General features: G+C 34.8%; 11 protein-coding genes. 6 read left to right on the top strand and 5 right to left on the bottom strand.

The genetic code is table 11. The annotated features are described in order from the left end of the window. Positions 1-16: 16 nt before the first annotated feature. Both CJF42_RS21975 and CJF42_RS21970 read right to left on the bottom strand, forming a co-directional pair. A complete protein-coding gene (locus CJF42_RS21975; protein WP_095368722.1) occupies positions 17-367 on the bottom strand; it encodes a hypothetical protein in 351 nt (116 codons plus the stop codon). Positions 368-509: 142 nt separating this feature from the next. Further along, complete coding sequence (locus CJF42_RS21970; RefSeq protein WP_095368721.1) at positions 510-1,190, bottom strand: site-specific integrase; 681 nt, start codon at positions 1,188-1,190, stop codon at positions 510-512. Positions 1,191-2,145: 955 nt separating this feature from the next. Here CJF42_RS21970 and CJF42_RS21960 point away from each other — a divergent pair. After that, a complete protein-coding gene (locus CJF42_RS21960; protein WP_095368719.1) occupies positions 2,146-3,390 on the top strand; it encodes a malic enzyme-like NAD(P)-binding protein in 1,245 nt (414 codons plus the stop codon). 548 nt (positions 3,391-3,938) lie between these two features. Further along, complete coding sequence (locus tag CJF42_RS26945; RefSeq protein ID WP_170940705.1) at positions 3,939-4,220, top strand: hypothetical protein; 282 nt, start codon at positions 3,939-3,941, stop codon at positions 4,218-4,220. A 513-nt stretch (positions 4,221-4,733) separates the two neighbouring features. On the opposite strand, the gene uvrA is transcribed toward CJF42_RS26945, so the two are convergent. After that, on the bottom strand, positions 4,734-7,568 hold the full coding sequence (gene uvrA, locus CJF42_RS21950) for an excinuclease ABC subunit UvrA (protein ID WP_095368718.1): 2,835 nt from the start codon (positions 7,566-7,568) through the stop codon (positions 4,734-4,736). Positions 7,569-7,810: 242 nt separating this feature from the next. Here uvrA and CJF42_RS21945 point away from each other — a divergent pair, with 242 nt between their 5' ends. Together CJF42_RS21945 and ssb are read left to right on the top strand one after the other, a co-directional pair. Beyond that, positions 7,811-9,175 carry an MFS transporter gene (locus CJF42_RS21945; protein WP_095368717.1) on the top strand — a complete coding sequence of 455 codons (1,365 nt, stop codon included), beginning with the start codon at positions 7,811-7,813 and terminating at the stop codon, positions 9,173-9,175. Positions 9,176-9,203: 28 nt separating this feature from the next. After that, entirely contained in the window at positions 9,204-9,893 is a 690-nt protein-coding gene (gene ssb, locus CJF42_RS21940; protein ID WP_095368716.1) for a single-stranded DNA-binding protein, read from the top strand. A gap of 187 nt (positions 9,894-10,080) precedes the next feature. Here ssb and CJF42_RS21935 read toward each other — a convergent pair whose 3' ends face one another. Together CJF42_RS21935 and CJF42_RS21930 are read right to left on the bottom strand one after the other, a co-directional pair. Further along, complete coding sequence (locus CJF42_RS21935; RefSeq protein WP_095368715.1) at positions 10,081-10,959, bottom strand: TIGR03899 family protein; 879 nt, start codon at positions 10,957-10,959, stop codon at positions 10,081-10,083. Continuing rightward, complete coding sequence (locus CJF42_RS21930) at positions 10,949-11,494, bottom strand: SRPBCC family protein (RefSeq protein ID WP_095368714.1); 546 nt, start codon at positions 11,492-11,494, stop codon at positions 10,949-10,951. Before CJF42_RS21930 ends, CJF42_RS21935 begins: the two co-directional genes overlap by 11 nt. Before the next feature lie 280 nt (positions 11,495-11,774). On the opposite strand from CJF42_RS21930, the gene CJF42_RS21925 reads away from it, so the two are divergent. Further along, on the top strand, positions 11,775-13,973 hold the full coding sequence (locus CJF42_RS21925; RefSeq protein WP_095368713.1) for a bifunctional diguanylate cyclase/phosphodiesterase: 2,199 nt from the start codon (positions 11,775-11,777) through the stop codon (positions 13,971-13,973). A gap of 290 nt (positions 13,974-14,263) precedes the next feature. Further along, positions 14,264-16,492, top strand: coding sequence for a YgiQ family radical SAM protein (locus CJF42_RS21920; protein WP_095368712.1), 2,229 nt, complete (start codon positions 14,264-14,266; stop codon positions 16,490-16,492). The last annotated feature ends 43 nt before the right edge of the window (positions 16,493-16,535 follow it).

Here is a 16,535-nt window from a genome sequence, read left to right as displayed (position 1 = left end):
GCTTTTTGAGAAGTTACTATTTTCCAGGTTTAATTTCATGTTCACACGCTAAGCTAACCTTGTGAGTTTCAAGCATAGTGGCTGTCATATCACAGTTTTTATCGCCCATAAGTTTAATGATTTGTGCGGTGTAGTCTCTACCACTTAATTCAATGACTTTAGTCTTTTTAAGTACTTCGAGCTCAATTATTGTAGAACCTGAAAAGTTATCTTTGGCCGGATCGAGTGATAAGCTAACATGTTGAAAGCTTGGTTTGGCAACTTTAGCTACTTGAAACTCATTAGCTTGCGCGATACCTGGCAGACTAAAGCTTATACTAAAAGCAATAATGCTTTTTTTAAGCATAGATATGTTGTTATTTTTCATGAAGGTTCCCTGGAGCATTAAATAATTATTAGATTCTTATTGAAAATAACAAATTTAGTGTGTGCAATAAAGTTTGCAGTGTCTTTGTTGGTAACAAAACGTAAACGAAAGTGAAAAGATAAAAGTTGCTCGATTATAAGTATTAAACTTTTTCACGCGCAACAAAGCGTTGCCAAGAGATCTTTGCTGAAAGAGGACGAAGTTGGTTAACAACATTTGTTAATAGTTGCGAATTATTAAATTCAGCAAGGGTATATTCGTTAAATCCTAGTAAATAATGGAATGCATCTTTATTTTTCGCTTGAATAGCAAAAATACGAATTTGTTCTTCAAAGTTTAGACGGAAAGAGCTAATAGCAGCTTTGCGACCATCATGATCTATATTTGGAATCCTACATTTTTGTAAATATCCACTACGCTCACCTTCACCTGAAAACCAAATCCTTACTTTTTCGCTATAACGACCAGACTTAGCGGGTAAATCATACATCAGTCTGTTTTGGTTCTGCTTTTTGAGATAGTCAGTGAAGACTATTAAGCCTGCATCTATTAAACCGGTATGAATTGGGACTAAACGGGATTTAATTTTGCCATGAGTATGAAAGTGAAAATATAAGTTGGAATCGATTTTAATAATATCGTTTAGGGTAAGTCTGCTAATTTCATCACTGTAACCTCCAGTGTAATAAGCTAATACAGGCAGCCAAAAATGCCAGTGTTTAGGTTGTTCTCTAGAAATTTTGCTATCTGAGTAAATATAACCATTAAATAAAGCGTGCAATTCCATAGCAGTAAAGGGGCGGCGACCTAAATGTGTTTTCAATCAATTTCCTTGAAATTAAGAACTAAAAGAATTCTATATTAAATTGGTGGAATAGTATGTGGTTTATTTTATGAGATTATTTAATGATCCCAATAAATAAAAGTGCAGCTTTTTCCGGATCCGAGTAAATGGCTTAAAGAGTTTGATTTATATTCAATAGAATAATTAAATACAGAGTGGCTTGCTACGTCAGTTTTTAGAAAACAAGTTGATAAAATGTGGAAAATACATGAGCCGTATTCGAAGTTCGTATGGTTCGGTGAGAATGGGGGGCCTCAGCTTATTCGATGTGCCTGAAATATATGAGAGTCTATATGTATTCATTTATCTTTTTCACTAACTTAATAGAATTGGCATAATTAAAAGATGCAGATTCTCCAAGTAACTTATCTACAATTACTAATAAGTCATATATAACTCTGTCTATCTTGCCATAATAAATATGATACACCTTAAAACCTCCATCAATAAAAATGAATATTTTTGTAACATTATAGAAAGAATAACTCATATAAATTTTTGACGTTAAGTATATTAAATGACCTTAATTGTAATTCAAGTCGTTAAATTGATTGAAAGTGTGGTTAAAATCTAAATATTTTCGTTTTATCATTTCATTTTGTTTATTTTATTTTTTAGTTATAAATAATCAATTTATTATATCAAAAAAAATATTTTAGGTTGTTTTGCAACCTTTACTACGCTTAATATAATTAATTTCAAGTTGTATTTTCTTGTAAATTCGGAGAAAAGAAGACTAATTTCGCTTAAAGTTAAGATAAAAAGTAAGTTTATAAAAATTCATGTTGAAGTGTGTTTTTTTACTTGAATTTAAAGATAATATAAGTATTGTTGTATTTACTGGTTAAATTATAATAGCTACATTATATTGGCTATCGTAGCGACTGTTTTTATCTCTCACAATTTTAATTTCTTAGCAGGAAAAACTCACATCATGTCAGACTTTAAAGAACAAGCTTTAAGATACCACGCTGAACCCGTTCCCGGTAAAATCAGTATAGAACTTACAAAACCAGCAGAAACAGTTAATGATCTTGCTTTAGCATATAGTCCTGGCGTTGCGGAACCAGTTAGAGAAATCGCAGCCGATCCTGATAATGCATATAAATACACTGCTAAAGGTAATATGGTTGCTGTGATCACTAACGGTACAGCTATTTTAGGTTTAGGTAATTTAGGACCTCTCGCATCAAAACCTGTTATGGAAGGTAAATCACTTTTATTTAAGAGATTTGCTAATTTAGATTCTATTGATATTGAAGTTAAACATAGAACAACAGAAGACTTTATCAATACTGTTGAGAACATCGCAGATACTTTTGGAGGCATAAATTTAGAAGATATTAAAGCACCGGAATGTTTTGAAATTGAAAAAGCATTAATTGAACGTTGCAGTATTCCTGTATTCCATGATGATCAACACGGTACAGCAATTGTAACAGCTGCAGGCATGCTAAACGCTTTAGAAGTACAAGGTAAAAATATACATGATGCATTGATTGTATGTTTAGGTGCCGGAGCAGCAGCTATCGCATGTATGGAATTATTAATAAAATGTGGCGCACAACGTGAACACATCTATATGTTAGACCGTAAAGGTGTAATTCATACACGTCGCGATGATTTAAATGAATATAAGCAGTTATTTGCAAACAATACAGATAAACGCACATTACAAGATGTTATTTCAGGTGCTGATGTATTTGTTGGTGTATCAGGTCCTAACTTATTATCAGCAGATGATCTTAAGCTAATGGCTGATAAGCCTGTTGTATTTGCATGTTCAAATCCTGATCCTGAAATTAAGCCTGAATTAGCACATGAAGCTAGAACAGATTTAATTATGGCAACTGGTCGCTCTGATTATCCTAATCAAGTAAATAATGTATTGTGTTTCCCATTTATTTTCCGTGGTGCATTAGATATACGAGCAAGTCAAATTAATGATGAAATGAAGATTGCTGCAGTGCACGCAATTAGAGACATCGCAAAAAAACCTGTTTCAGAAGAAGTATTAAAAGCAGCTGGCGTTGATTCATTAGAGTTTGGTGATGAGTACATCATACCTAAGCCTATGGATCCGCGTTTATTACCTCATGTTGCTTTAGCAGTAGCGCAAGCAGCTATAGACTCAGGTGTTGCACAATTGCCATTACCAGTAAATTATATGCAAGACTAATTCCTATGAATAAACTTATAAAATAGAATAGAGTTAAAAAGGGTGATTTGAATAATGCAAATCACCCTTTTTGGTATCTGGTCAGAAGTTAAGATTTAGGGAATGCAGCTGAAATATATTTTTTACTATATATGAATAACCATATGTTTGATCTTTATCTTTGACTATTTCTAGTATTTCATAATCATTAAGCTCTACAACTTTGTTTTTTATCAAATTGGCAGCGTGAGTATTTATCTGCTTCAACCTCAAATACAAAATCAGCTAATAGTTTTTTTGCTTAATGATTATATAAATCTAATATTTCGAATTCATCTTCACTACTCGTTAGTAGGTTTTTTTGTTCTACGGATATTGAACTTATGTCAGGAGGTGATTTATCAGCGCTAGAATTTATACCCAAACCACTTCAAGATGCAGGATTCAGTTGGAATTAGAAATGCTTTAGGCAAGGCATTGATTGAAGAATATGGTTATTCCCTTTTCAAAATCAATAACGCTGCATAAAGCATTTATAAACCAACCTTACAGGGACTTCTGAGCAAATCATGCTCGTTGTTGCCTGCATGGATGTAGGTACTAGAGCAATGCAGGAGCATATTGCCGGTCCATCTTTTTTTAAGGGAGTAGCCATTAATGCAAAGATGCGCCTAGATCATGAATTGCTCAGCAGTCCTGAACCTCACATCTTGAAGTGGCTTGGGTATATACCTCGCTCTACCCCTAAAGTAAATGCTTTTACCGACTTACCATCATCTATAGATATGATTAATTGTGACAATACAATTGCAGATAAGCTAAAACGAGCTAAAGCAGTCATCATAGTATAGTTACTTTTACTTACTAACTTTACGACTTAATGCCAAAAGATTTTGCAAATAAGAGTAATAATAAATAAAAAAGGCATAAATGATTGCATTAATAACAGAACAATAAAGCTAATACCTAAAATTCAGATAGGTAAATAAAGTAAGATTGAAATATTATAAGTAAAGTGAGATGCAGAAACAGAGACTACTTCATTTAAAACAGAGGCAGCTGTGGCTAATGCAAAATTAGCTATGACGGCATAAAATAATGGCTTTACCCTCTAACGAGTGCCATATTTTTGTAAATTTAGGCCAAAACTCCATTATTAAAGTTGTACTTATTATTAAGCTAGGAAATAACCATAGCTTCATAGGTACAAAAACTAATAAGACTGTAGCGATTAAATATAGTTTTTAGAAGGGTGTTAAGCTTTATCCATGTTTTTACTAAATATTCCAATTTTTGACATCCCTTATTTTATTGTTTTAAGTGAAATCATAATAAATGATTTCACTTTGAATTTATTAAGAAAGTTATTTCAATAATGGTTTTAAATAATGCCCTGTAAATGATTTCTTGTGTGCTGCGACTTCTTCAGGTGTACCCGATACTAAAATTTCACCACCACCTGAGCCACCTTCAGGGCCTAAATCAACAATCCAATCGGCTGTTTTTATGACATCTAAGTTATGCTCAATAACCACCATAGTATTGCCATGATCACGTAACCTATGTAATACGGCTAATAATTGTTGAATATCATGAAAATGTAAGCCAGTTGTAGGTTCATCTAAAATATATAATGTTTTACCTGTATCACGTTTTGATAGTTCTTTTGCTAGCTTGACTCTTTGTGCCTCACCACCCGAAAGCGTGATAGCAGATTGCCCTAAGCGAATATAAGATAAGCCTACATCTATTAGCGTTTGTAATTTACGTGCAATTGCCGGAATTTTATCAAAGTAGGTAAAAGCATCTTCAACAGTCATATCCAGCACTTGATGAATGTTTTTACCTTTATATAAAATCTCTAAAGTTTCACGGTTATATCTTTGTGAATTACATACATCACAAGGAACATAAACATCAGGTAAAAAATGCATTTCTACTTTGATCATGCCATCCCCCTGACATGCTTCACAACGACCACCTTTCACATTAAAACTAAATCGTCCTACTTTATAACCGCGAGAGCGAGCTTCTTGTGTACCTGCGAATAATTCACGTATCGCAGTGAATATTCCAGTATAAGTAGCAGGGTTTGAACGAGGCGTTCGGCCAATTGGGCTTTGGTTAATATCAATTACTTTATCAAAGTGCTCAAGACCTTTAATTTCTTTATGTGCTGATGGTTCCTCTGTAGTGGCGCCATTAAGTGTGGTATGGGCTAATTTATACAAAGTATCATTAATTAAGGTTGATTTACCTGAGCCTGAAACGCCTGTTACACAAGTCATTAAGCCAAAGGGGATACGTAAATCAACATTTTTTAAGTTATTACCGCTTGCGCCCAACAACTCTAACCATTTACCGTCAGGGTCGTTATCACATTGATGGCGATTTTTAGGAACTGCAATTTCTTTTTCGCCAGATAGATACTGCCCTGTTACTGACTCTTTACAGTTTATAATATCTTCATATTGGCCTTCAGCAATTACATAACCACCATGAACACCAGCTCCAGGGCCTATATCAATGATATGATCGGCGCTACGGATGGCATCTTCATCATGCTCAACTACGATAACTGTATTTCCTAAGTCACGTAGGTAGGTGAGCGTTTTAAGTAACCTGTCGTTATCTCTTTGATGTAAACCAATAGAAGGTTCATCTAAAACATACATGACACCTACTAAACCAGCACCTATTTGGCTAGCTAAGCGAATACGTTGCGCTTCACCGCCAGATAAAGTGTCAGCACTGCGTTCAAGTGATAAATAAGTTAGACCAACATTAACTAAAAACGATAATCTATCTTTGATTTCTTTTAGTATTTTATCTGCAATTTGGCCTTTTTGACCTGTGAGCTTTAAGTTATCAAAAAAAGCTGTGGCTTCACCGATGCTCATTTTTGTGATATCAGGTAAATTTGTTTGTCCTATAAATACGTTTCGTGCTTCTTCTTTTAAACGTGCCCCAGAACAACTTGGACAATTTTTATTAGCTTGGTATTTAGCGAGTTCTTCTCGAACGGAGCTTGATTCTGTTTCAACATAACGGCGGCTCATATTATTGAGTACACCTTCAAAAACATGATTACGAACAACAATATCACCACGGTCATTACAGTATTTGAATTCAATTTCTTTTTTACCTGAGCCACTTAAAACAACTTTTTGTGCTGATTTCGATAAATATTTAAAAGGAACTTCAACATCAAATTTATAATGGTTGGCAACAGCTTGTAGCATTTGAAAATAATAAAAACTACGTTTGTCCCAACCACGGATCGCACCGCCAGCTAAGCTTAGTTCTGCATTTTGTACTACACGGTCAGGATCAAAAAATTGTTTTACACCTAAACCATCACAGGTTTGACACGCACCAGCAGGATTATTAAATGAAAATAAGCGTGGTTCTAATTCTGTCATAGCATAACCACAACTAGGGCAAGCAAAATTTGCTGAGAAAACAATATGTTCTTTATCTGGTTCATCCATAAAGGCGATATGTGCCACGCCATTTGATAAAGCCAGTGCAGATTCAAAAGATTCAGCCAGACGAAGTTGTAAACCCTCTTTTACTTTTAATCTATCAACAACTACTTCAATTGAATGTTTTTTATGTAACTCTAATGTTGGTGGATCCGATAAGTCACATACTTCCCCATCAATTCTAGCACGAATAAATCCTTGTGCAGCCAGTTGTTCTAAAAGCTTAACGTGTTCACCTTTGCGCTCTTTAACAACGGGCGCCAGTAGCATGACTTTAGTACCTTCTTTTAGCTCTAAAACATGATCAACCATTTGGCTAATGGTTTGCGCGGTTAAAGGTAAGCTATGGGTAGGACAGCGAGGTTCGCCAACACGGGCAAACAAAAGTCGCAAGTAATCGTATATTTCGGTAATAGTACCAACGGTTGAACGTGGGTTATGTGATGTTGATTTTTGTTCTATTGAAATAGCAGGAGATAAACCTTCAATATGATCAACATCAGGTTTTTCCATTAAAGATAAAAATTGACGTGCATAAGCAGAAAGAGATTCAACATAGCGACGTTGACCTTCGGCATATAAAGTATCAAAAGCAAGAGAAGACTTCCCAGAACCCGATAAGCCTGTAATAACTATCAATTTATCTCGAGGAATGGTTAGGCTAATGTCTTTGAGGTTGTGGGTTCTTGCGCCTCTAATATCTATTTGGTCCATACTATCGCTTTTAATTTTTATTAATCTTAAAGTGAGTATCTCACAATTAATAAATAATCCTAACTTAAATTTATGCTTTTAGTGGATATTTATACAGTTGTTTTATTTTGAAATTGAATGAAATAGTTTAGGGTGAAATCAAATTTTTATTAACTGCATTTTGATGTACTTTAATTATCTGTGTTAAACTCCTAGCAATTAATCTTCCCCTATTTATTTTATAAATAAGTGTTAAAAATAATATGAGCTCATCTTCCCTTAATGCGTTAGAAAAACGTACAGCAGTGACATTGGCCAGTGTATTTGCTTTTCGCATGTTAGGTTTATTCATGCTAATGCCTGTTTTGGCTATTTATGGTCAAGATTTAGAAGGTTTCTCTCCTTTTTGGATAGGTCTTGCAATTGGTGCTTATGGTTTAACACAGGCTTTATTACAAGTGCCAATGGGCTGGTTATCAGATAAGTATGGTCGAAAACGGGTTATCGTTTCAGGTTTAGTTTTGTTTGCGATTGGTTCATTAATTGCCGCTATGGCAGAATCAATTTATATGGTAACGCTTGGCCGTGCTTTACAAGGCATGGGTGCAATTGCTAGTACGGTTTTAGCCTTAGCAGCCGATTTAAGTCGTGATGAACAAAGACCAAAAGTAATGGCTGTTATTGGTATGTGTATCGGATTGAGCTTTGCATTTGCTATGTTATTAGGACCAATAGTTGCAAGTTCATATGGTGTGAGTGGTATATTTTGGTTAACAGCTATGTTGGCAGTGGGTGGAATTGTGATCGTACTGACTTTGGTGCCTACAGCCGTTAATCGTGCACCAAAAGGTGAAACATCAGCAGTATTTGATGATATTAAAAAGATAGTTAAAAACCCGCAATTAGCACGTTTGGATTTTGGTGTGATGGTATTACATTTAACTTTAACAGCGATGTTTGTGGTATTACCGAGTCAGTTAATATCTGATGGTTTAAGTGCCGACCAACACTGGAAATTGTATATCCCTGTATTATTTTTAGCTTTCTTTTTAATGGTACCTATAATGATTATTGCGATTAAAAAAGAAAAAGAGAAACAAGCATTCATAGGCTCAATTGCACTTTTGGTTGCAAGCTTAATGACACTAACCTTGGTATCTGAATCATCTTTGGGCATAGCTGCTTGTATGTTGGGTTACTTTGTCGCTTTTAATTATTTAGAGGCAACAATGCCAGCCATGGTGTCTCGTATGGCACCGGCAAATCAAAAAGGTTCTGCGATGGGGGTATTTTCATCTGGACAATTTTTTGGTGCATTTTTAGGTGGGATCTTGGGTGGATTGATAGCTTCTTTTGATTCTGAGCAATCAGTGTTTGCCGCGGCGGCCTTGGTTGGGGTAATATGGATGGCTATCGCTTCAGGTATGGTAATTCCACCTAGAAGTAAATTAGTCAGTTTATTGTCAGAAATAGGCACAGAACAACAAGCACAAGATTTAGCTACGCGTTTAGTTGCATTAAAAGGCGTGGTTGAAGCGACGGTTGTTTTAGAAGAAAATAGAACATATTTAAAGGTTAAAGATAAAGAATTTGACCTTGAACAAGCACGAGAAATCGTTGCTGCTTAATGATAATCAAATAAAAGGAGAGTACTTAATGGCTCGCGGTGTAAATAAAGTAATACTGGTTGGTAATTTAGGCCAAGACCCAGAAGTAAGATATATGCCAAATGGCGGTGCAGTTGCAAACATCACTTTAGCAACTGCAGATAGTTATAAAGATAAAAACACAGGCCAAATGGTTGATAAAACTGAGTGGCATCGTGTTGTATTTTTTGGCAAATTAGCTGAAATCGTAGGTGAATACTTACGTAAAGGCTCTCAGGTTTATGTTGAAGGTAAATTACAAACACGTAAGTGGCAAGATCAGCAAGGCCAAGATAAATACACAACAGAAGTAGTTGTTGACCAATTCAGTGGCCAAATGCAAATGCTCGGTGGTCGTAATGATGGCGCTCAAGCTGGTGGCAGCGGTTTCCAAAAACCTGCACAATCACAAGGTGGTTATCAAAAACCACAGCAACAACAAGGTGGTTTTGCCCCACAGCAACAACAATCAGCACCAGCTCAACAAGGTGGTTTTACACCACAGCAGCAATCAGCACCAGCTCAACAAGGTGGTTTTACACCACAGCAGCAATCAGCACCAGCGCAACAAGGTGGTTTTTCACAACAACCATCAGCGCCAGCTCAGCAAGGTGGTTTTGCACCTAAACCTCAAAATACTGGCAGTGCTTCAGCTCCTATGGAACCACCTATTGATTTTGATGACGATATTCCGTTCTAGCCCGTACTAAAGAGTGGTTTTATATAGTTTGAATAACTAACTATATAATCCAAGCTATAAATATTTATATTAAAAGTTTACAAAGAAATTTTATTTTTTTGTAAACTTTTTTATACCTAAACTATAGTTATTAGACATCATTAATTAATGTATGTTGTTAGGTTTTTTTGTATTGAAATTTAACATTTTACTTCCAAAACAAATCAAAATCTCGATTAAAAATGGAGTCTAATTGATGTTTAAATTGATTGTTAATAGTGGCACTTGAGAGTTGAGCTAATTCGTTACCTGTTTGCGTTAGTTTATAATAATTAAACACTAAGCCTGATGTTTTCGCTTTTAAAGTTAACTCTGAATTTTTGAAAAAGAGTTTATATTCATCACCAAATTTTAATTCCGCTGATTCTATTTCTTGTCCATAAATGATATCAATATCTATCAAAGTTAAAATGTCAGGAAAGTTTAACCCAGCTTTGCTTAAATTTAAGTGACACTTATTTTGTAAACGTAAAAAGCTAAATAAAGAAGGTTTTTTGTAATAACCTAATAAAATAAGGCTGCCATTATCTATTGGACTACGGGAACTTAAACTGCCACATAATTGTAATGAGCGAGCTTCTTTTTGAGTCATTTGCTTTAAAGTTAATAAGCTTTTATAAGAAAAAGTACCGGGTTTAGTGGTTTCACCCATCATTATTTTAGCCCATAATTTCTGCATTTTTTTATTTGAGCTATCTTCGGCCAAACTAATAAAGCGCTCAACCCAATCAGGATCAGGTTCCTGAACAGCGTTTGCTTGAGGGCAATATTCTAAAGCGAGTGACATAATTGATTCAATATTCTGCTGCTTTCTTAATAGTGCTAGCCTTTGTCTTTTTTGTGCTCTTTGCTGCAATGTATCACTCATATCAAAAGTGTATTTAGGCGCTACACCATGTCTATCTGCAATGTTATTTTCGTGCTTGAGCAGAGGTTGTATCGGTTCACTTTTATGAACTTCAGTGCCTAATTTCTTTTTTATAATAAAGGATAAGTTATCACTTATGGTCGATACTTTAAGTTCCATTTTCTGAGTCGCTTTTTATTGCTGAATTCATTTCTGTTTGACTTTTTAAATTCTTGAGACCTAATTCTAGGCTGGGAGCTATTACATATTTTATTAATAATACTTGATAGCCTGCAATAACAGTTGCATGATTATTACCCTCTATTTGCCAAGTTACAGTTGTGTTGTTTCTCTCTTTTTTATAGCTAAAAGATGAAGTTGCTAAATGTTCGCTATTAAAAATAATATTATAATGCACGCTTAAGTTATTTACTTGCGTTACAGTTAATTCACCATTACCTGATTGGCCTGACCATGTTAGATTCGCGCCTACGCCTTTGGTTTTTTCACCTAAAGTGATTTTAAAAGAAGGGTCTATTATTGTCCATGGTGACCAAGTTGACCAATACTTAAAATCATTTACCCAATAGTGAATATACAAGGGGGAAGAATTAATGCTGATACTTTTTTTTATGTTATATTGCGTTGGTAAAAATAAGCCAATAATAATGAAGCTTAATAAAAAAATAAAAGCGTATTTTAGTAATCGTTCCATTAATCCTCTTTTTAGTCCATGATATCTAATGTGGCATATTATAAAGTTTGAAGTATTTATCAATCTAATGAATTAAGAATCTGTAGTAATAGATGAAATTAAGCTAAAATTGCTTGCTATGCAATTGATATTATTTGTTTGTGCGCTACATTTTTTTGATAATTTATCAACTATAATGATTGAGGGATATTTAGCGCTTCCAAATATCTATATTAATAGTATTATAACAATAAATATAATTTTCACATTTATGTAAAAATTTCTTAATTATTGAGGTGACATGACTGAAGCAGACCGTGATGATTTCCTGTTTTTACAAGAGGATGAACCTGAACAAGAGATTCAATATACTGAATTTTGGGATGTACTTATAGTTGATGATGATTCTGAAATTCATTCTGTTACGCAGCTAGCATTGTCTGGTGTTTTGTTTTGGGATAAACCACTCAGATTTTCTCATGCCTATTCAGGTAAGGAAGCGATTGATTTCTTATCTGAAAATCCAAATATAGCTGTTGTATTACTTGATGTTGTTATGGAAACTGACGATGCTGGCTTAATTGCGGTAAAACATATCCGAGAAACCCTTAACAATAATAATATCCGTATCATTTTAAGAACAGGCCAGCCAGGTTATGCACCTGAAGAGCAAGTGATACGTGAATACGATATAAATGATTATAAAACAAAAACAGAATTAACCCGTAGTAAATTAGTGACTTCTTTAGTTGCTGCTATTCGTTCATATGAGCAACTTTGTCAGCTAGACCAACAAAGCCTTGGACTAGAAAAGGTCATTTCGGCGTCAAAGTCAATTCTTGGTATCACAGACATCCATGATTTTTCAAATGCGGTTGTTAAGCAACTTGCTGATATTTTGGCTTGTCCTGCCTTAGGGGTTTTATGTGCTAAAACTGATAATGAATTACTTGTATTAGGTGGTAGCGCAGAATATCAATGTTCTATTGGCTTAGGTATCGAGCAACTGGATAACGGCCGTGCTATTCACCAAATTCAAAACAGTTTAATACAAAAAAAACTTCAAATCACAGAATTTGATATTACCTTTATATTAAATGCTAATGAGCAACAGTCAGCTGTTTTTATTGAATTGTTAGCGCCTCCTTCGCAAGCGCAGTTGCAATTTTCAAAAATATTTTTAACGAATGTAGATGTGGGTTTTGATAATATAAAGCTTTTTAATAACTTGAGAAACTCCGCTTTTAAAGATGCTTTAACGGGATTATCTAACAGAACTGATTTTGTTGAAAAAGTAGCAACCTATGCAACAAAAAGAGGGCAGAGTAGTCGTTTATTTTTAATTGATATTTCACAGTTTTCAGATATCAATAATGGCTTAGGTCAAGACATTGGTAATTTATTATTAAAGTCAGTTGTCACTCGACTTGAAGACGAATTACCTCACGCCACACTATTATCACGAATAGGTGCTGATGTATTTGCAGTTGTAATCGAAAAGTCTTTATTAGAACCCGAAAGGTTAAATGAATTATTACATGCACCTTTAAGAGCTGGTGAGCATTTGTTACCTATAGATTTTACTTTTGGTATTTGTAATGGCGAACATTTTAACAAAAGTGGCTTACAAACCTTAAAAAGTGCGTATATTGCACTTAATTTAGCGAAAGCTAAATCTCAAAATAATTATGAATTTTACCTTCCCGAAATGGAAGAAAAAATGATATGGCGTTTAGGTATTATTCGTCAATTAAGACAAGATTTTGCGGATAATAAATTGAAAGTTTGGTATCAGCCGCAAATTAATTTTAAAAATTTAAAAATGATTGGCTGTGAAGCTTTATTACGTTGGCCATCTAGTGATGGGACATTCATTTCTCCTGCTATATTTGTACCTTTGGCAGAAGATGCTGGACTAATCGTTGAAATTGGTCAATGGGTGCTTGAACAGGCATGCATGCAACAAAAAGAGCTAGAGTCTCAGGGTTATAGAATAAGGATGGCCGTAAATGTGTCTGTTCCACAATTTAGAAACCCTAACTATGTTCAGCAAGTAAAAAGTACATTAGATAAATATGGCGTAGATCCTAGTTGCTTAGAGCTTGAAGTAACAGAAAGCGTTGTAATGGACGACCCTCAAGCGGTGATTAATGTATTAAGTGAATTAAAAGACTATGGCATTGAGATTGCAATTGATGATTTTGGTACTGGATTTTCATCTTTAAGTTATTTACAAAAACTCCCTATTAGCCACATTAAAATTGATCGTGCTTTTGTCAAAGATATACCAGAAAAAGATGCGGGTGCTATTGCTGAATTAATTGTTTCTTTAGGTAAAAAAATGAACTTAAAAACAATAGCAGAAGGCATAGAAACACAAGAACAAGCCGATTATCTAATTAATTTGGGCTGTGATGAAGCACAGGGCTTTATGTATTCTAAACCTTTACAAACACAAGAGTTAACTCAGTTTGTAATGTGCAACTGTATTATGAATTAGATTAGACCAATTAAAATAAATATATGATCAATCTAAATAGTCTAAATATACAATAGCTGCGTTGCTTTCAATCCCAATAGCCAGCAATTGGTAAATTAAGCGCCTTGCTATTGAAAATTCATCCTAATTTATATTAGATCACTTCGTTAATAGAATTAGTATTACTTCATTTCTTTTAAATTTTACAAGTCGTTTTTAAGAATTAATTCATTTGTGTAATATTCGAACAATTCACCTTAAGTTCAAACTCATGTATAATCTTCACCCTTTACATTTACTAGAGCCATTGAATGATAGCTTTATCAACACATAGCGGACTTTTCTCTTATCCTAAATATTGGGCTGAGTGTTACGATACATCGCTTTTTTTACCGACTACACGCGCTGAAATGAACGCATTAGGTTGGGATAGTTGTGATATTATTGTGGTCACTGGTGATGCTTATGTTGATCACCCAAGCTTTGGTATGGCGGTAATTGGCCGAGTGCTTGAAGCGCAAGGTTTTAGAGTTGGTATTATTTCTCAGCCTGATTGGTCAAATAAAAAAGCCTTTATGGAATTAGGAAAACCTAATCTATTTTATGGTGTGACCGCAGGTAATATGGATTCAATGATCAATCGCTATACTGCTGAAAAGCGTATGCGACATGATGATGCGTATACACCAGATAATGTGGGTGGTAAACGTCCAGATCGCGCTGTATTAGTTTATAGTCAAAGATGTAAAGAAGCTTATAAAGATGTGCCTGTGGTGATTGGTGGCATTGAAGCAAGTTTACGTCGTATTGCTCATTTTGATTATTGGTCTGAAAAAGTGCGTCGTAGTGTTATTTTTGATGCAAAAGCAGATCTTCTTGTTTACGGTAATGCAGAACGTCCTTTGGTTGAAATAGCACATAGAATCGCAAGTGGTGAGCTTGTAAATACAATTCATAACGTACGTGGTACAGCTGTTATTCGTAAAGAGCCTTTAGAAGGCTGGCGTGGTTCAGACTCAACCGCGATAGATAAAATTGGAAAAATCGATCCTATTCCAAATCCGTATGGTGCTGATGATGTTGGCTGTGATAAATCAGAGTTTAAACAAACGGGCATAGATTTAACTGAAGAAGTGGCAAAGCCGATTTTAATACAGCCACATAAAACTCGAAAAGAACGCCAAAAGCCTTGGGAAAATACGTATGTAAAACTGCCTGCTTTTGAACAAGTAAGGGTAAATAAACCTTTATATGCGCATGCTTCTCGTATTTTGCATCAAGAAACAAACTCAGGTTGTGCTCGAGCATTATTTCAACGCCATGGTGATCGCCATATTTGGGTAAATCCACCTGCGATCCCACTTGAAACTAAAGAAATGGATCATGTATTTGATTTACCATATCAAAGGGTACCACATCCAAGTTATGGTGATAAAAAGATCCCTGCATTTGATATGATCAAAACATCAATTAATATCATGCGTGGTTGTTTTGGTGGTTGTTCATTTTGTTCTATCACTGAGCATGAAGGTCGCGTAATTCAAAGTCGTTCTGAAGAATCTATTATTAATGAAATTGAACAAATTAGAGATAAAGTACCCGGCTTTACCGGAGTTATTTCTGATTTAGGCGGTCCAACTGCCAATATGTACAAATTAAGATGTAAGAGTAAAAAAGCAGAAAGTACCTGCCGTCGTTTATCTTGTGTTTACCCTGAGATTTGTAAACACATGGATACCGATCATAGCCCAACGATTTCGCTTTATAAAAAAGCTCGCCAGGTTAAAGGCATTAAAAAGATTTTAATTGCCTCTGGTGTACGTTACGATTTAGCAATTGAAGATCCTCGTTATATTAAAGAGCTTGCTACTCACCATGTAGGCGGTTATTTAAAAATAGCACCAGAGCATACTGAAGAAGGCCCATTATCACGTATGATGAAACCAGGTATGGGCACGTATGATAAATTTAAAGAACTATTTGATAAATACTCGAAAGAAGCCGGTAAAAAGCAGTATTTGATTCCGTATTTTATTTCTGCGCATCCAGGTACGACAGATAAAGATATGATTAATTTAGCTATATGGTTAAAGTCGCAAAACTTTAAATTAGATCAGGTACAAAATTTTTATCCATCTCCAATGGCAAATGCAACCACCATTTATCATACTGAAATGAATTCGTTGCGAAATATTAAAAATAACCAAGATGAAGTGCCAGTACCTAAAGGTGCACGTCAGCGTCGTTTACATAAAGCGATTTTACGTTATCATGATCCATCTGGTTGGCCGATTATTCGTGAAGCATTACGTAAATTGGGAATGGCAAATTTAATTGGTAAAGCACCGCAGCATCTAGTGCCACCAGAATCTCGTGATGAGAAACGTAGCTCAGGCAAAGCTGGCGGTAAATATCAAAATAATAAACATAACGCATCTAATAGAGGTGATCGCCCTGCATTATCACGACATACAGGTTCAAGTCAGTTTAATAAAGCGAACACAAAACCTCGTGTGGGTGGTAATAAAAAACGTAATTAAAATAATAGCCTAGATAGAAATTAAGTAACTTCTCAAAAAGCAG

The organism is Pseudoalteromonas sp. NBT06-2, assembly GCF_002276045.1.
Classification (GTDB): Bacteria; Pseudomonadota; Gammaproteobacteria; order Enterobacterales; family Alteromonadaceae; genus Pseudoalteromonas.
The sequence above is the reverse complement of the archived record's forward strand: the minus strand, read 5'-3'. Positions and strand labels throughout refer to the sequence as shown.